Origin of the sequence: Skermanella sp. TT6, assembly GCF_016653635.2 — a bacterium.
Classification (GTDB): domain Bacteria; phylum Pseudomonadota; class Alphaproteobacteria; order Azospirillales; family Azospirillaceae; genus Skermanella; species Skermanella cutis.
This window is the reverse complement of the sequence record NZ_CP067420.1, coordinates 4,940,794-4,957,857: the sequence shown is the minus strand read 5'-3', so window position 1 is coordinate 4,957,857 and position 17,064 is coordinate 4,940,794. Positions and strand designations below refer to the sequence as shown.

Here is a 17,064-nt window from a genome sequence, read left to right as displayed (position 1 = left end):
TTCATCCGCGGCCAGGATCTTGTTGGTGGAGACGCCGATGCGGCGGGGTTCGTCACCCCGCCGCCTGGGCCTTCTGGGATACCGCCTCTTCCTGTGGATCGCGCAGCACGTAGCCGCGGCCCCACACCGTCTCGATATAGTTGTCGCCGTTGGTCGATTGGGCGAGCTTCTTGCGCAGCTTGCAGACGAACACGTCGATGATCTTCAGCTCCGGCTCGTCCATGCCGCCGTAGAGATGGTTCAGGAACATCTCCTTGGTCAGCGTGGTCCCCTTGCGCAGGCTCAGCAGTTCCAGGATGCCGTATTCCTTGCCGGTCAGGTGCAGCGGCTGGCCGTCCACCTCCACGGTGCGGGTGTCCAGGTTGACCGTCAGGCGGCCGGTCCGGATCACGCTGTCGGAATGTCCCTTGCTGCGGCGGACGATGGCCTGGATGCGGGCGATCAGCTCGCGCTTGTCGAAAGGCTTGGTCAGGTAGTCGTCGGCGCCGACGCCCAGTCCCTTGATCTTGTGGTCCAGCTCCGACAGGCCGGACAGGATCAGGATCGGCGTGGTCACCCGGGCGGACCGCAGACGGCGCAGGACCTCGTAGCCGTCGATGTCCGGCAACATCAGGTCCAGGATGATGATATCGTAGTCATACAGCTTTCCGATCTCCAGCCCATCCTCACCGAGATCGGTGGAATCGACGATGAAGCCCTCGGAATGCAGCATCAATTCAATACTCTTGGCGACCGAGGAGTCGTCTTCGACCAGCAGAACCCTCATGGCGACATCCCGACGTTGATGGGCAGGAACACAACCCTGCCGAACCAGATGATACACATATTAACAGACGATTCAGCTTAATGCTACCGTTAGCAAAGTTTACAGAAAGTTAATCATTCCTGCATATCTTCGCTTTCGCTGCATTTGCCGACGAATCATCCGCCAACACGGTTAATACACGTATAGATATCTCACATCGTGCGCCTCCAGCAAAGCCACTTTATTAACGAAATTGAACGCATACCAGAGTATCGCTACTTTGGGCGCGTAACGGCCGTGCTGGGCTTACTTGTGGAGGTAGGCGGCGTGGAGCGCCTGTTGTCGATCGGCGGACGCTGCACGATCGTCGCGCGGGCCGGGCGGCGGGTCCCCTGCGAGGTGGTCGGGTTCCGGCAGGGGCGGGCGCTCCTGATGCCGCTGGGCGGCTTGGACGGAATCGGACTCGGCTGCAAGGCGGAAGTCACCGAAGGCGGGCCGGAAGTGTTCCCCGACGAGAGCTGGCTGGGCCGCGTGGTCAACGCCCTGGGCGAGCCGATCGACGGCAAGGGTCCGCTGCTGAACGGCAAGGTCGGCATCCCGATCCGCAACAACCCGCCCCCCGCCCACTCCCGCCGCCGCGTCGGCGAGAAGATCGACCTCGGCGTGCGCGCCATGAACACCTTCCTGTCCTGCTGCCGCGGCCAGCGCATGGGCATCTTCGCCGGCTCCGGCGTCGGCAAGTCGGTCCTGATGTCGATGCTGGCGCGCTACATGTCGGTCGACGTCAACGTGATCGGCCTGATCGGCGAGCGCGGCCGCGAGGTGCAGGAATTCATCACCGAGGACCTGGGGGAGGACGGCATGGCGCGCAGCGTCGTCGTCGTCGCGACCTCGGACGAGGCGCCGCTGATGCGGCGGCAGTCGGCCTACATGACCATGTCGATCGCGGAGTATTTCCGCGACCGGGGCAAGAACGTGATGTGCATGATGGACAGCGTCACGCGGTTCGCCATGGCCCAGCGCGAGATCGGGCTGTCCGCCGGCGAGCCGCCGACCACCAAGGGCTATCCGCCGACCACCTTCGCCGAACTGCCGCGCCTGCTGGAGCGGGCCGGCCCCGGCGTGGGGGAGGGCAACATCACCGGCCTGTTCACCGTGCTGGTGGACGGCGACGACCACAACGAACCGATCGCCGACGCCGTGCGCGGCATCCTGGACGGCCACATCGTGATGGAGCGCGCCATCGGCGAGCGCGGCCGCTATCCCGCCATCAACATCCTGCGCAGCGTCTCGCGCACCATGCCGGGCTGCAACACCGACCGGGAGAACGCGCTGGTCGGCCGGGCGCGGCGGCTGCTGTCGGCCTACAACGACATGGCGGAGATGATCCGGCTCGGCGCCTATCGCCGGGGCAGCGATCCGCTGGTGGACGAGGCGATCGAGTACAATCCGGCCATCGAGGCCTTCCTGAAACAGGGCAAGCGCGAGCGTACCGACATGGCGACGGGGTATGCCCAGCTTGCCGAGATCCTGGGTGAACCCTGGCCATGAGCAGCGGCCTGCACACACTGATCCGCCTCCACAAGTGGCGCCTCGACGAGAAGCGCCGGGCCCTGGCCGAACTCCAGACCCTGGCCGACAAGCTGGCCGACGACGCCGGGCGCCTGGAAGCGGAGATCGCGGCGGAGCAGGAGATCGCCCGCGCCTCGCCGGAAGCCGGGTTCGGCTACGGCAACTTCGCCAAGCTGTCGATCGAGCGGCGCAAGCGCCTGGCGCAGTCCATCGCCCAGGTCCAGGCGCAGATCGCCGAGGCGACCGAGGAGATGGCGGAAGCCTTCCAGGAACTGAAGCGCTACGAACTGGCGCAGGAGGGCCGCGACAAGCGCGACCAGGCCAAGCGCAAGCAGCGCGAGGACGCCGCCCTGGACGAGGTGGCGCTCAGCGGCTTCATGCGCCGGCGCTAGGCGCTGAAGCCGACGCTTCCGGCGCAGCCGGGCTGGACCGCGACCCATCCCTGGGTACCCGCCTGGAACGACACGCCCCCCGTCATCCCGAGCGCCTCCACCGAGTCGTGGAAGATCCGGCCGATCTCCCGGCGCATCTCCGGCGGCAGGGGCAGGTGGGTGCGGAGGATCAGGTCGAAGCGCCGGTGGCGCACCAGCCCGTCCAATTGCAGCTCGCCCAGCCGGCTGAGAGTCAGGTCGATCAGGAACCGGTTGGCCCGGGCGGAGCTTCCGGCCGCGTTCTCGCCATCCTCGTCCACCTCCTCGGCATCCGGGTGCCTGACATAAAGGTTGATCCGGCTGAACTCCGTGCCGTCGGAGAACGGGATCGAATAGGCGCGCCAATCCCCGGGGAGGGGCTCCGACGCCTGCTGCGCGAGTTGCTTGAAGTCCTCCCCCAGCTTCTCGACCAATTCGCGGCGCCCGAGCGATTCCAGCGCCTGAGCGGCCGGCTCGCCCAGCCAGCTCCGGGCGTCGCCCTTCTTCACATGGCCCGCGAAGGCCAGCAGCGTCGCGGCAAGCCGCGGGTTGACCTGGGGCAGGATCGCGTTGGCAAGGGTACGGGCGCCCGCGGGATCGGTCCTGGCAAGGACGTCGAGAGCGTCCTGGAGCGCCGGCCAGTCCCGCCCCCGAAGGGCGTCGAACGGCTGCTCGGCGGCGGGCGGAGGGGCGGGCAGGCTGACGGCGACCTGCGTCCCGGGCGGCAGCGGGACGCGCGTGTTCAGCACCAGGACGCCGCGCTCGGTGGTCAGGATCGGTTGCCCGGTATTGGTCGTGCCCGCCACGGTCGCCGGCAGGGTCGCGGCACCGCCCTGCGGAAGTGGCGGCTGGACCGGAGGCGGCGTGGTTGCCGGGGCCGGCGTGGCGGCCGGCGTGGCCGGTTGAGGCTGCGTCGGCAGCGCGATGACCCGGACCTCCACCGGCGTGCCCGATTTCAGGAGGGGCATCGGAAGGGGCTGCGCCGGCTGGCGAAACCCTTCCGGAGTCGGCGGCGGGGTCTGAGGGAGGGCCGGGGATGTCGCCTGCGGGGCCGGGGGCGAACCCGGCGGAACCGGCGGGGACATGGTCACGGCAGGCTGGGCGGAAGCCTGCGGCGCCGGACCCGGGTGGGCGGGCCTTCCGGGGGCGGGCGCCTGCTGGACCGGACCCGGTGCCGTCCCGGACGGCGGAGCCTGCGGAACCGGCGGATTGGCCGATGGCGTTTGCGCGGCGGCTGACCCCGCCGGAGCGGGTGCCTGCAGCGCACCCGGCATGGCCGGGGCGGGAGCGCCCTGCACCGGGGCGGGAGCGCCCAGGGCCGGCGCGGGCATCGCCGGGATAGCCTGCCTCGGGGCAGCCTGTGCCGGGACAGCCGGCGTCGGGAGAGGGGGCGGGGCGGACAGGGCCGCCGTCCGTGTCGGCACGGGAGGGGCGGCGGGCAGGGTCGGCGCCGCTGCCGGTAGGGGAGGCGGAAGCGGAGGAGGGCTGGAGGAGACGACCATCGCCGGGATCACCGTTCCCACGCGGACCTGCGGCGCAGGCACCTGCGCCGGTGCGGCGGCATTCGCCCCTGGGGGCTGGTTGACGCCCGCCGCGGCGGGCGGCGGCGATGCCTTCGGCACCTGGGGAGATACTGCGGGCGATGCTGCGTGCGGTGTTGCGGACGGTGCCGGCGCGGCATGCTGCGGCACTTGCTGCGGCACTTGGGCCGGCGGCGGGGGCGGCGCCTGGGCGGCCGGCGGGCCGAGCATGAAGACCAACGCCTTCAGGGGCGGGTTGCCCGGCGGGATCCGGAGCGAGACCGGGCGGTCCGGCAGCAGCGGGATGGGGGTCTTCAGGCTCACGTCGCCCGCCTGGGTGCGCACCTTGACGCCGCCGTCGGCCGTCTGTTCGACCACCGTCCCGGACAGCACGATGGTCCGTATCAGGTTCTTCAGTTTTTCCGGCAGCTTTTCCAGCGTCGCCTCGCCGGCCGGCTGCGGCGGCGGAGTCGCCATGGACGCCGCGGCTCCGGCTCCGGTGCCGGCCGCGCCCGCGGGGGTCGCGGCGACCGCGGGCGGCACCGTTCCGGTCATGGCACGGTGAACAGCTTTGCCGCCAGGTTGCGCACGTCGGAGGCCGCGTCGGAGCTGGGCGAGCGCATCAGCAGCGGCACCTGGTTGCGGATCGCGTCCCGGACCTTCTGGTCGCGGCGGATGATGCCGGCCAGCGGCGGCGAGAATTTCAGGAAGTTCTGGCAGGCCTTCAGGATCGTCACATAGGTGCGCTCGCCCTCGCGCACGCTGCTCGCCATGTTCACCACCACCCGCAGGTCGGCGTTCGGGTTGGCGGCGTGGGTGACCTTGATGAAGGCATAGGCGTCGGTCAGCGAGGTCGGCTCGTCGGTCGTCACCACCAGCGTGATCCCGGCGGGGCCGGACAGCTGGCGGACGGTGCGGTCCACGCCGGCGCCCAGGTCGATCACGACGGCGTCGTAGTTCCGGGCGACCTCCAGCAGGTCGGCACGCAGCTCGTTCAGCCGCTGGACCGTCAGGTTGGCCAGGTTGCCGGAACCGGAGCGGCCCGCGATGATGTCGAACCCGCCGTCCTCGAACCGCTCGGCCGCGGTCTGGAGCGACATGCGGCGCTCGACCACCGATCCCAGGTCGCGCTTGGGCATCAGCCCGAGCTGGATGTCCACGTTCGCCAGACCCAGGTCGCCGTCGAACAGCAGGGAGCGCCGGCCCAGCTTGGTCAGGGCGTGGGTCAGGGTGATGGAGAACCAGGTCTTGCCGACGCCGCCCTTTCCGCTCGCCACGGCGACGACGTTGTGGCCACGCAGCGGGGTGATGTTGGCGGGGAAAACCGAGGATGCTTCGGTCATGAGAAAGTTCCCGTTTGCTTGGCGGATCGTGTCGCATGCTGGACGCTGGAGGGGAGCAAGAGGCGTGCCAGAGACTCGGCATCGAGCGCGCTCAGCCCCTCGGCGACCTGCGGGGTGGCGCTGATGTCGGAAAAGCTCAGGCGCGCCTCGTACGCGATGGCGAGCAGGCTGCCCAGCCGCCGGGTCATGTCGAGCCGGGTGAGCAGCAGGCGGCGCGCTCCCAGTTCGCGGAAGGCAGATCCTACCTCGGCAGCTTCTGCCGCGTCGCATCCGGCCGGCAGCACCAGCACCGGTTCCAGGTCGGCGGCGTTCAGCAGGTCGCCGAGGTCGTTCATGTCGTCCGGGTCGAACGGGTTCCGGCCGGCGCTGTCGATCAGCACCTGCTCGACCCCGCGCTGGACGCCGAGCGCGTCGGCCAGGGAGTCGGTGTCCTCGACCGCCAGCAGCTTCAGTTTCAGAAGCTTGGTGAAGGCGGCGAGCTGGTCGACGCCGCCGGCCCTCACCGTGTCGGTGGTGATGACGCCGACCTTGCGGCCACCCAGGGTGGCCCGGGCGGCCAGCTTGGCGACGGTCAGCGTCTTGCCGGCTCCCGGCGGCCCGATCAGCATGAAGGGGCGGGGCGCGCGGCCGTGGGGCAGCGGCTGGAAGGTGAAGATGCTGTCCAGGGCGCCGCTCAGCGCTTCCACCGGATCGCCGGTGTCGTAGGTCGCGATGGTGTTGAGCAGGCGGTCGCAGATGCCCGCGGGGGTTCCGTGGCGGGTCAGCGTGTCGGAGATCAGGTCGACGATGTCGATTTCCGGCTCGCGCCGCCAGGATCGGCCGCCATGGCCATAGGCGGTCGGCTCCTGTTCAGGCTCGTGGCTGGAAGGCGGCGGCAGCAGCGGCTGTTCCGCGTCGTCGATCGCGGCGGTCAGGCGGACGCCACCCTCCTCCTCGCGCGTCGCGACGATGATGGCATCGTCGCCCAACGCGTCGCGGACGAGCCGCATCGCTTCAACCATGGTCGGAGCATGAAAGCTCTTCAGCCGCACCTACGTCACCTTTCAATCCCGGCTGGTTCGCGCCGGCCTTGGCTTTCCCTCGTCCCCGCCATCAGATCTGCCCAAGGGTCCGGATCTTGGCCTTGGGGTGGATCTCGTTCTGCGACATGACCGTGGTCGCCGGCCGGAACCGTTCGATGATCGACCGCACATAGGGCCGGACGCCGGGGCTGGTGAGCAGCACCGGCGTCTCGCCCATCATGGCGTGACGCTCGAAAGTCTGCCGCACATTGGTGATGAATTGCTGAAGGCGGGACGGCGCCATCGAAAGTTGACGGTCGTCGCCGTCGCCGACGATCGATTCGGCGAAGGCCTGCTCCCATTCCGGCGACAGGGTGATCAGCGGGATGAAGCCGGCCTCGTTGCTGTTCGATTCCGAGATCTGGCGGGCGAGCCGGGTCCGGACGTGCTCGGTGATGGCGGTGATGTTGCGGGTGAAGCCGCACGCCTCCGAGACGCCTTCCAGGATGGTGGCGAGGTCGCGGATCGACACCCGCTCGCCCAGCAGGTTCTGGAGCACGCGCTGCAGCCCGCCCATGGTGATCTGCGCCGGGATGACGTCCGCCACCAGCTTCTGGCTCTCGCGCCCGATCTCGTCCAGCAGCTTCTGGGTCTCGGCATAGGACAGCAGGTCGGGCATGTTGTCCTTGATCACCTCGGTCAGGTGCGTGGTGATGACCGTGCAGGCGTCGACCACGGTCAGGCCCTTGAACAGCGCCTCCTCGCGGTAGTTCTGCTCGATCCACATGGCGGGCAGGCCGAAGGTCGGCTCGACCGTCGGCTCGCCGGGCAGGGAGATCGCCTCGCCGCGCGGGTCCATCACCAGAAGCATGTTCGGCCGGATGTCGCCGCGCCCCGACTCGATCTCCTTGATCCGCACCACATAGGTGTTCGGCGGCAATTGCAGATTGTCCTGGATCCGGACGGACGGCAGCACGAACCCGACCTCCGCCGCGAGCTGGCGGCGCAGGCCCTTGATCTGGTCGGTCAGGCGGAAACCCTCGTTCGCCGTGTTGATCAGCGTCAGCAACGCGTAGCCCAGTTCCAGCCGGACCGAGTCGATGGACAGCGCGGTCGAGATCGGCTCGTCGGCGATCGGCGCCGGGGCGACCTGCTCCATGGCCTCCTCGGCCAGTTCCTTGGACTTCCTCTCCCGCATCCTCGGCAGGTACCAGGCCGCGGCGCCGGTGGCGCCGGCCAGCGCCATGAAGGGGACGAAGGGCATGCCCGGCAGCATGCCGAGCATCATCAGCATGGCGGACGACAGCCCGAGCGCCGTGGGATAGTTGCTGAGCTGGCCGAACAGGGCCTTGTCGGCCGATCCCGAGACGCCCGCCTTAGACACCAGCAGGCCCGCCGCGACCGAGATGATCAGCGCCGGGATCTGCGACACCAAGCCGTCGCCGATGGTCAGCCGGGTATAGGTGTCGGCCGCCTCCATGAACGGCATGTCGTTCTGGGCGATGCCGATGATCATGCCCGCGATCACGTTGATGAAGGTGATCATCAGGCCGGCGGTGGCGTCGCCGCGGACGAACTTGGACGCGCCGTCCATCGAGCCGAAGAACGCGCTCTCGTCCTCCAGCTCCTTGCGGCGCTTGCGGGCCTCCGGCTCGTCGATCATGCCGGCGGACAGGTCGGCGTCGATCGCCATCTGCTTGCCGGGCATCGCGTCCAGGGTGAAGCGGGCCGCCACCTCGGCGATGCGGCCCGAACCCTTGGTGATGACGACGAAGTTGACGATCGTCAGGATCGCGAAGACGATCACGCCGATCACGAAGTTGCCGCCCATCACGAAGCCGGCGAAGGCCTCGATCACCGCGCCGGCGGCGTCCGGCCCCTCGTGGCCGTGGGACAGGATCAGGCGCGTCGAGGCGAGGTTCAGCGCCAGGCGGAGCAGGGTGGTGATCAGCAGGATGGTCGGGAACGAGCTGATCTCCAGCGGCTTCTGGATGAACAGCACGGTCATCAGGATCAGCACCGACATGGTCATGGACAGGGCCAGGAACATGTCGAGCAGGAACGACGGCATCGGCAGGATCATGACCACCAGGATCATGACCAGCCCGATCGCGAGCGCGATGTCGCCGCGCAGGATCATGGACTTGGCGGTCTGGAACAGGTCGCCCGCGTTGAAGCCGCCGCCGGTGGTCTGGTCCGTCATGGCGTCGCCCTATGCCGGTGCCTCACAGGCTTGCCCTTTCCATGTCGCCCGGCGGCGGGACGGCAACGCCTTCCTCGCTGTACTGCTTCAGCTTGTTGCGCAGCGTGCGGATCGAGATGCCGAGGATCGTCGCAGCATGGGTGCGGTTGCCCAGGCAGTGGTGAAGCGTGTCGATGATCAGGTCGCGCTCGACGTCGGCGACGGTCCGGCCGACCAGGCCGGTCAGGCTGCCGGGGAGCGTGGACGCGGCCGGCGGCGGACTGGCCGGGGGCGGCGCCATGATCCGGCCGCCGCCATAGGCGGCATAGCCGGCCGCCGCGCGGGCGGCCGCCAGTGCGGCCGGCGCGGCCTCCGCCGGGGCGTGGATCGGAGCCGGGGACGGAGCGGGGGCGGGCGCCGGGGCGGGGTCCGTCAGGAGGATCGCGTCGGTGTCGATGTCCTTCCCGCGGGAGAGCAGCACCGCCCGGTGCATGGTGTTCTCCAGCTCGCGCACGTTGCCGCGCCAGTGGTGGGACTTCAGCACGTCGAGCGCCGCGGGGGTCGGCTGCTTCTCCGGCATGCCGTTCTGCTCCGCGTACTTCTTCGCGAAATGGGCCGCCAGGGCGACGATGTCCGCCGGGCGGTCGCGCAGCGGCGGCAGGCGCAGGTTGACCACATTGAGGCGGAAGTAAAGGTCCTCCCGGAAACGGCCGGCGCGGGCCTCCTCCTCCAGGCGGCGGTTCGAGGTCGCCAGGACCCGGATGTCCACCTTGACGGGGTGGCTGCCGCCGACCCGGTCGATCTCCCGCTCCTGGATCGCGCGCAGCAGCTTGGCCTGCAGCCGGATGTCCATCTCGCTGATCTCGTCCAGCAGCAGGGTGCCGCCGTTGGCCTCCTCGAACTTGCCGACGCGGCGCGCGAGCGCCCCGGTGAAGGCTCCCTTCTCGTGGCCGAACAGCTCCGATTCCAGCAGGTTCTCGGGGATCGCGGCGCAGTTGACCGCGACGAAGACCTTGTCGGCCCGCCGGCTCTTGCGGTGGATGTAGCGGGCCATCAGCTCCTTGCCGGTGCCGTTCTCGCCGGTGATCAGGACGGAGGCGTCGCTGGGCGCGATCTGGTCGGCCATGCGCAGCACCGATCCCATGGCGGGGTCGCGGCTGACGATCGCGTGGCTTTCCTGGACCACCGCCTCCAGCACGGCGGCGATCAGCTCCGCGTCGGGCGGCAGCGGGATGTATTCCTGGGCGCCGGCCCGGATGGCCCGGACCGCCGCCTGGGCGTCCGTGCCGATGCCGCAGGCGATGACCGGAACCGTGATGCGTTCCAGCTTCAGCGCGTCGATCAGGCGCGCTATGTCGAACTTGACGTCTATCATCACCAGATCGGCGCCCTGGCCGCCGCGCAACGCGTTCATGGCCTTGTCGATGCCGTCCGTGTAGGCGACCTTGGCGCCCCGCTCGTGGGCGATCCTGCCCGCCGCGGTGATGTAGCCTTCCAGCGTGCCGACGATCAGCAGTCGCATGACCCGTATCCCCCAGAAACCGTTCCGGCCGAAGCGCTCAAGACCGGTCGGACTTGATGATTTCGGTCATGGTGACGCCCAGCCGGTCTTCCACGACCACCACCTCGCCGCGCGCCACCAGGCGGTTGTTGACATAGATGTCGATCGCCTCGCCGACCTTCCGGTCGAGCTCCACGACGGCGCCGCGGCCGAGCTTGAGGAGCTGGCTGACCTGCATGGTCGCCTTCCCCAGCACCGCGGAGATCTGGACCGGGATGTCGTAGATCGCCTCCAGGTCCTTGGCCGCATGGCTGTCGAATTCGGCGACGTCGCGGGAGCCGCCGTCGAGTTCGTCGAGCGAAAAGCTGTCCTTGCTGGCCATCGGGCCTCTCCTAGCTGTCGATTACGGTGGACGGCGCTGCCGCCGGGAAAGGGGCGGACTGGCCGGGGGCGTGTGCCGGGCCATGGTTCGCGCCCGCCGGATGCAGGCCGGGGTCGAGCAGTCGGGCCGCGGCCCTGTCGATGTCCTGCCACAGGCGGGCGCTGTCGCGCTCCGCCCCGCCGTCGGCCCACTCGATCCGGCAGTCTCCGGGAGCGACCGTCGGTTCCGCCAGCAGGACGACCTTGCCGGCGAAGCCGCGCCGGGTGGTGATCGCGTCGATCCGTTCGGACAGCGCGTCCAGGTCGGCGTCGGCCAGCCGGATCACCAGCCGGGGCTCGTCGATCAGGTCGCCGACGCAGGCGGCGATCATGGATTCGATCTCCGCCGTGCCCTGCCGGCGGGCGAAGTCGGGCAGCAGCTTTCGGGCGATCGCGGCGCCGATCTCGATCACGCCCTCGCGCTGGCGCGCGGCGCTCTCGGCGGCGCTCTGCACGATGTACTCGATCTGGTCGGCCAGGCGATCCAGCGTGGCGGCGATCCGGGCGTTCGCCGCCGCCTCGGCCTGCGCCTTGCCGTTGGCGAACCCGTCGGCGTAGCCGTCCTCGTGCGCCTGGAGCAGGTCGGCCGACTTGAACACCGGCTCGGGCGGCGGGGGCGGCTCCTCCGGTTCCGGAGGCGGCGGCTTCGCCGCGACGGACTCGGCGGCGAGGCGTTCCTCGCGCCGGCGCGCGACGTCCACGTCGAACTCGGTGTCGAACAGGAACTTGCGGGTCGATGACATGGTCGGGGCCTGATCTCCGTGGTTCCGGCCGGGCCTAATAGATCAGCTCGTCTTCGCCCTTGCCCTCGGCCATGACGATCTCGCCGCGCGCGGCCAGGTCCTTGGCGACCTGGACCATGTACATCTGGGCTTCGTCCACGTCGCGCAGGCGCACCGGTCCCATGGCCGCCATGTCCTCGCGCATGATCTTGGCCGCGCGTTCCGACATATTGGTGAAGAACAGGTCGCGCAGCGTTTCCGACGAGCCCTTGAGGGCGAGACCCAGCTTGGGCTTGTCGACGACGCGCAGCAGGGTCTGGACGCCGGAGGGGTCGAGCTTGGACAGGTCCTCGAAGGTGAACATCAGCGCCTTGATGCGCTCGGCGCTGTCGCGGTTCCGCTCCTCCAGGGCCGCCAGGAACCGGCTCTCGGTGTTGCGGTCCAGGTTGTTGAAGATCTCGGCCATCATCTCGTGGGCGTCGCGCCGGCTGGTGCGGGCCAGGTTCGACATGAACTCGGTGCGCAGCGTGCGCTCGACGTCGTCGAGAACCTCCTTCTGGACCGATTCCATGCGCAGCATGCGCATCACCACTTCCATGGCGAAGCTTTCCGGCAGCTGGGCCAGGACGCGGGCCGCGTGCTCGCCCTTGATCTTGGACAGCACCACGGCGACGGTCTGCGGGTACTCGTTCTTCAGGTAGTTGGCGAGCACCGTCTCGTTCACGTTCGCCAGCTTGTCCCACATGGTGCGGCCGGCCGGACCACGGATATCCTCCATGATCTGGTTGACCTTCTCGCTGTCCAGCACCTTCATGAGCAGCCGTTCGGTGCTCTCGTAGGTGCCGACCAGCGACCCGGTGGAGGAGATCTGCTCGGCGAACTCGACGAACAGCCGCTCGATGATGTTGGCGCTGACCGTGCCCAGGTTGGCCATGGTCTGCGACAGCTCGCGGATCTCCTCGTCGTCCATGTGGGTGAACAGCTTGGTCGCGTGCTCCTCGCCCAGCGCCAGCATCATGATGGCGGCCTTCTCCGGCCCGGTCAGGGTGCGGTAGTCTTCACGGATGCGCAGCGCTGCCACGGCTCAATTCTCCCCGTTCACCGGATCAGGTTTCCTGGTACAGCCAGCTCCGGATGATCGAGACGGCCTCTTCCGGATGCTTGTCCACGATCTCGCCGACCTTGCGGAGCGACGAGGCGCGCACGCGACCCTCGACGCGGTTGATGTCGATCATCTGCTCCAGCTCCTCGCCGGCCTGGGCGTCTTCCAGCGCCAGGTCCTGGGCCAGCGCCCCCGGTCCCATGAGCTGCGCCTGGGCGGCGGTCTGGTCGGTCAGCAGGCGCTCGGCCTCCTCCTCCGCGGCGCTGTCGTCGCTCCGCTCGAAGGCCTTGGCCATCAGCGGCCGGATGACCAGCAGGATCACCAGGATCGCGACGATCGCGAGCACGATCATCTCGGCGATGCGGAACAGGTCCTCCTTCGCCATGCCCAGGAAGGTGGCGCCCGCGTCGGCGAACTCCGCGTCCGGCGTGGCGAAGCGCATGTTGATCACCTCGACCGTGTCGCCCCGGACGGCGTCGAACCCGATGGCGGAGCGCACCAGCGTCTCGATCTGGGCCATCTCCTCCCGGGAGCGGGGGCTGTAGACCGGCGTGCCGTCCGCGCCCGGCGCATAGAGGCCGTCCACCAGCACGGCGACCGACAGGCGGCGGACCTGGCCGGATTCGCGGACGTGGCTCTTGACCGTCTTGCTGATCTCGTAATTGATCGTCTCCTCGGTCCGGGCGCCCTTGGTGCGGCTGGTCGCGGCGGACTCCGAGGAGTTGGAGTTGGCGGTCGGCAGGTTGTTCGCGACGGTCACGGGGTCGAGCGCGTCCCGGTCGGTCGATTCATTGTTGTCCTCGACCGTCTGGGTCGACCGGATGACCTGGCTCTCGGGATCGAAGATCTCCGAGCTGGTGGTGATGCGGTCGAAGTCCAGGTCGGCGGTCACCTCGGCGCGGACCTTGCCGAAGCCCAGGGAGCGTGACAGCAGGTCCTCGATCACCCGGGTGGTGCGCTGCTCGTAGGCCAGCTTCTTCTCGTCCGCGCTGGCCTGCAGGAGCTGCTCGCTGCCGGCCCCCATGCCGCGGGCCAGCAGGTTGCCGCGGTCGTCGACGATCGAGATCTGGTTCGGTTCGAGCTGGGGCACGGCGGCCGCGATCAGGTGCTGGATCGCGACGATCTGCTCGCGCTTGAGCTGCTGCCCCGGGCGCAGCTTGAGGAACACGCTGGCGGTGGCGGCCTGCTGGCTGCGGCTGAACATCTCGCGCTTGGGCAGAACCAGATGGACCCGCGCCTGCTGGATCGGCCCCAGCGTGGCGACGGTGCGCGCCAGCTCGCCCTCGGTCGCGCGCAGGTGGTTGATGCCCTGGACGAAGCTGGTGGTGCCGAACCCTTCGGGCTTGTCGTAGATCTCGTACCCGATCGAGCCGCCGGCCGGCAGCCCGGCCTGCGCCATGACCATCCGAAGACGTCCGACCTGATCGGACGGCACCATGATCCGGGTGCCTTCCGCGTTGACCTGGTGGGGGATCTTCTGCTCTTCCAGCTGGCGCACGATGGCGCCGCCGTCCTTGGGGTCGAGATCGCTGTAGAGCAGGGCCATGTCCGGGGTGGACAGGCGGGTCATCAGGTAGACGAAGAAGCCGATCAGGCCCAGCGCCACCACGCCCATGGCGGCCAGCCGTACCGGGCCGAGATTGCGCAGGGTCTGGAGAAGCGTGTTCAAGCGGGCTGCCCTTGGCGGCTTGGGAATGGCGGCTTACAAAACCGGTTGCTTCGGCGGACTGCGGACGCAGCCGCCGGCCCAGGCCGTCACTCGCCTGAAATGTAACGATATTTTCGTTTATGGATGGTTAAGAAGACCCGGTTTCGATGCCCGCCCGGCAAATTCTGCCTAGCGGGAGAGGGTCTCCGGGAGGGGGAACCGGCCCCGGGATGCCGGTGGAAAGCGGGGCGCCTTCTGGGATGGCCGCGACGGCCGAACGGCGGAATGACCGGGACCGGACATGGCCCCGCGCGGCTCCTCACTCGGCCAGGGTCGCCTTCTCGCCCTGGCGGTAGTCCTGCAGGCGGGTCGCCCGCAGCCCGCGCACCCCGTGACTGTCGATCAACCGTTGCCAGGAGAGGAATTCCTCGACCGACAGCGTGTAGCGACGGCAGGCCTCCTCAAGGCTGATCAACCCGCAACGCACCCCGGCAACTACTTCCGCCTTGCGCCTCATGACCCAGCGCTTGGTATCGGGTGGCGGAAGATCTGCCTCCGTCATTACCCGCGAGGCCAGGTCTACGACACTGTCCATCATCGGGTCTTCTTTATGAGCTGTCATGCGACAGGTTACCTCGCGAATCCTTACTCATCCGTCGGCAGCGGGCGTCAGTATCCGAGCGCCAATTTAAAAAACTGCTAACTCGCGGAAATCTTGTCGCTCCAAAGGGGTAGACTACCCCGATGGGCGGGACTCGCGGGCGGAGCGGTGGTGCATAAGTCCGTGGGCCGGCTAACTTTCCCACTCTTCGCGAGTCATATGTTAACAAAAGGTATAGCGCTTGAGGGATTCTTCGGCCGCCAGTTAAGAATCCCTTGACTCCTCCCGCAGGAGTCGGGACCATGCACATGGATCACCAGTATTGGGTCAGCTATGATGGACGCCATCGGAAACACACTGCAGGGAACGGCGGCGGTACGCGCGCCCGCCCAGCAGTCAGTTCCGCGGACGGCTCAGCAGGAAGCCGATCCGACCGCCGGTGCCGCGTCGGAACCCTCCCGCTACTTCAGCCCGGTCGTCCGTCTCGACAGCGAGACGCAGCGCACCGTGCTCCAGTACCGCGACGGATCCGACGGCAAGGTGCTGGTTCAGTATCCCTCCGAGAAGCAGCTTGAAGCCTATCGGAACCGGGCCATCGCCGAGCGGTCGAAGGAGCAGGAGCAAGCCGACGCGACGAAATCGGCGCGGCAGGGCGAACCGATCCGGGTCGCCTTCGGCCAGCCCGCGGCCGGACCGTCGGAAGCCGGGCAGGCCGGCGCCGACGCATCCGCGACTCCCGTGCCCGCTCCCATCGGCGCGGCCATTCCCATCGCCGTGCCGACGCCCGCGCCGCGACTGGCCGGTTCTGGAGCCGGGGAAGGCGGGGCCGCGTTCGGCGCTGCCCGTCCCCCGTTGAACTCGATCTCGGCCTGATCCGTCCCGGTCCCGCGGATGCCCTCCGGGGGAGGGCATCACGGTGCGGAGCAGTCGGCGGACTCCGCGTGCCCCGCACCCATGGAGTGGGTTCCCAGCGCCACGTAGCGGATACCGGCATCCAGGGTCAGCCGCTCCGGCAGGAAGTTGTTCCAGAAGTCGTAGACCATGCCGGGCCGGGCCATCCCACGCGAGAGCCGTGACAGCGGCATGGCCTGGAACGCCGGGTGGTTGTTGTGGATGACGACCAGGTGGCTCCCGTCGAACGCCTGCGTCAGGTCCGGCAGGGGGGTCAATCCCAGCGCGCTCAGATCCTGGGCCGAAACGATCGGATCATAGCCGCAGAAAGCCGCTTCCGGCATCAGCCGGCGGAGTTCGGCGAGCAGGGGAATCGCCGTGCTGCCGCGCAGGTCGTCGGTCTCCGGCTGGCCCTTGAAGGCGAGGCCCATCAAGGTGACCTTGAGGGCGCCGGACCGGTGCCACCGGAGCACCTGGCCGGCCATGTACCGGGCGGTCTCGACCATCAGCCGTTCGTTGATCGTGCGCGCGGCCGCGGCGATCTCGGGCATGACCCCGCGATCGGTCATGCTCTCCACCAGGATGTGCGAGTCCTTGCTCAGGCACGGGCCGCCGACCGGGCCGGGCATCGGCAGCTGGGTCCGGGCATAGCCCAGCTTGCCGAAGGTGATCACCTCGGCGGCCGAGATGCCGACCGCGCCGCACAGCCGCGCCACCTCGTTGGCGAAGGCGAAGCCGACGTCCCGGCTGGTATTGTCGATGAGCTTGATCATCTCGGCGGTTTCCGGATCGCGAACCCGGATCACCGTCGGCGTGATCGCGTTGAAGACCTGGGCGAGTCGGACCGAGCCGCGCTCCGAGGCGGCGCCGATGATCTGCGGCAGATGGGTCAGCTCGTAGAGCGCGCGGCCTTCCAGGGTCCGTTCCGGACAGAACGCGACATCGACGTCGCGCCCGGTCTCGGCCAGGATCGGCATCACGACGTCGCGGGTGGTGCCGATCTTGACGGTGGAGCGCAGGACGACGGCATCGCCGTCCTTCAGCCGGTCCGCGATCTCCCGCGTGACCCGCCTGACCATGTCGAGCCGGACCTTGCCGTCCGGCCCCAGCGGCGTCCCGACCGTGATGATGTAGAGCGAGACGGCGGGATCGTCGGGCAGCGCGTTGCCGACATGGAAGCGCCCGGCCGCGAGCTGGAAGCCGAGCCGTTCGTCCAGGCCGGGTTCGTGGAAGTGGGCCTTTCCCGTGACGATCCGGTCGGTGAAATCCCGGTTCAGCTCGACGCCCCGGACCGTGTAGCCGGCCTCCGCCATGATGATGGCGAGTGTCAGCCCGACATAGCCGAGACCGATGATGCAGACCGTGCGGTCATGCTGGTAGTCCATCGCCGAGGCTCCCGCGTTCGC

General features: G+C 68.7%; 15 protein-coding genes. 3 read left to right on the top strand and 12 right to left on the bottom strand.

Features of this window, described 5'->3' with window-relative positions; all coding sequences use genetic code 11:
- Positions 1-52 precede the first annotated feature (52 nt).
- Entirely contained in the window at positions 53-766 is a 714-nt protein-coding gene (gene ctrA / locus IGS68_RS23085) for a response regulator transcription factor CtrA (protein WP_201074362.1), read from the bottom strand.
- A gap of 198 nt (positions 767-964) precedes the next feature.
- Here ctrA and fliI point away from each other — a divergent pair, with 198 nt between their 5' ends.
- Together fliI and IGS68_RS23075 are read left to right on the top strand one after the other, a co-directional pair.
- Positions 965-2,296 (top strand): flagellar protein export ATPase FliI, encoded by a 1,332-nt coding sequence (gene fliI, locus IGS68_RS23080; RefSeq protein ID WP_201074360.1) that lies wholly within the window; start codon positions 965-967, stop codon positions 2,294-2,296.
- Positions 2,293-2,709, top strand: a complete 417-nt coding sequence (locus IGS68_RS23075) for a flagellar FliJ family protein (protein WP_201074358.1) — start codon at positions 2,293-2,295, stop codon at positions 2,707-2,709. Before fliI ends, IGS68_RS23075 begins: the two co-directional genes overlap by 4 nt.
- Here IGS68_RS23075 and IGS68_RS23070 read toward each other — a convergent pair.
- The 10 genes from IGS68_RS23070 to sciP form a co-directional block, all read right to left on the bottom strand.
- On the bottom strand, positions 2,706-4,802 hold the full coding sequence (locus IGS68_RS23070) for a hypothetical protein (protein ID WP_201074356.1): 2,097 nt from the start codon (positions 4,800-4,802) through the stop codon (positions 2,706-2,708). The genes IGS68_RS23075 and IGS68_RS23070 overlap by 4 nt on opposite strands.
- Positions 4,799-5,590: a MinD/ParA family protein gene (locus IGS68_RS23065; protein ID WP_201074354.1), complete on the bottom strand. Its 792-nt coding sequence runs from the start codon at positions 5,588-5,590 to the stop codon at positions 4,799-4,801. Before IGS68_RS23065 ends, IGS68_RS23070 begins: the two co-directional genes overlap by 4 nt.
- A complete protein-coding gene (locus IGS68_RS23060) occupies positions 5,587-6,591 on the bottom strand; it encodes a flagellar biosynthesis protein FlhF (protein ID WP_247881032.1) in 1,005 nt (334 codons plus the stop codon). Before IGS68_RS23060 ends, IGS68_RS23065 begins: the two co-directional genes overlap by 4 nt.
- Before the next feature lie 91 nt (positions 6,592-6,682).
- Entirely contained in the window at positions 6,683-8,794 is a 2,112-nt protein-coding gene (gene flhA / locus IGS68_RS23055) for a flagellar biosynthesis protein FlhA (RefSeq protein WP_201074351.1), read from the bottom strand.
- Between the two features lie 22 nt (positions 8,795-8,816).
- Entirely contained in the window at positions 8,817-10,295 is a 1,479-nt protein-coding gene (locus IGS68_RS23050; RefSeq protein WP_201074348.1) for a sigma-54-dependent transcriptional regulator, read from the bottom strand.
- A gap of 37 nt (positions 10,296-10,332) precedes the next feature.
- Complete coding sequence (gene fliN, locus IGS68_RS23045; RefSeq protein ID WP_158047175.1) at positions 10,333-10,656, bottom strand: flagellar motor switch protein FliN; 324 nt, start codon at positions 10,654-10,656, stop codon at positions 10,333-10,335.
- Positions 10,657-10,666: 10 nt separating this feature from the next.
- Positions 10,667-11,437 carry a FliH/SctL family protein gene (locus tag IGS68_RS23040; protein ID WP_201074346.1) on the bottom strand — a complete coding sequence of 257 codons (771 nt, stop codon included), beginning with the start codon at positions 11,435-11,437 and terminating at the stop codon, positions 10,667-10,669.
- 34 nt (positions 11,438-11,471) lie between these two features.
- A complete protein-coding gene (gene fliG, locus IGS68_RS23035) occupies positions 11,472-12,434 on the bottom strand; it encodes a flagellar motor switch protein FliG (RefSeq protein ID WP_247881418.1) in 963 nt (320 codons plus the stop codon).
- Between the two features lie 88 nt (positions 12,435-12,522).
- Positions 12,523-14,187 (bottom strand): flagellar basal-body MS-ring/collar protein FliF, encoded by a 1,665-nt coding sequence (fliF, locus tag IGS68_RS23030; protein ID WP_201074344.1) that lies wholly within the window; start codon positions 14,185-14,187, stop codon positions 12,523-12,525.
- A gap of 298 nt (positions 14,188-14,485) precedes the next feature.
- Positions 14,486-14,788, bottom strand: coding sequence for a CtrA inhibitor SciP (sciP, locus tag IGS68_RS23025; protein WP_158047171.1), 303 nt, complete (start codon positions 14,786-14,788; stop codon positions 14,486-14,488).
- A 315-nt stretch (positions 14,789-15,103) separates the two neighbouring features.
- Here sciP and IGS68_RS23020 point away from each other — a divergent pair, with 315 nt between their 5' ends.
- Positions 15,104-15,640, top strand: a complete 537-nt coding sequence (locus IGS68_RS23020; RefSeq protein ID WP_206379344.1) for a hypothetical protein — start codon at positions 15,104-15,106, stop codon at positions 15,638-15,640.
- Positions 15,641-15,678: 38 nt separating this feature from the next.
- Here the strand turns inward: IGS68_RS23020 and IGS68_RS23015 are convergent, their stop codons facing one another.
- Entirely contained in the window at positions 15,679-17,043 is a 1,365-nt protein-coding gene (locus IGS68_RS23015) for a nucleotide sugar dehydrogenase (RefSeq protein ID WP_201074340.1), read from the bottom strand.
- Positions 17,044-17,064 lie beyond the last annotated feature (21 nt).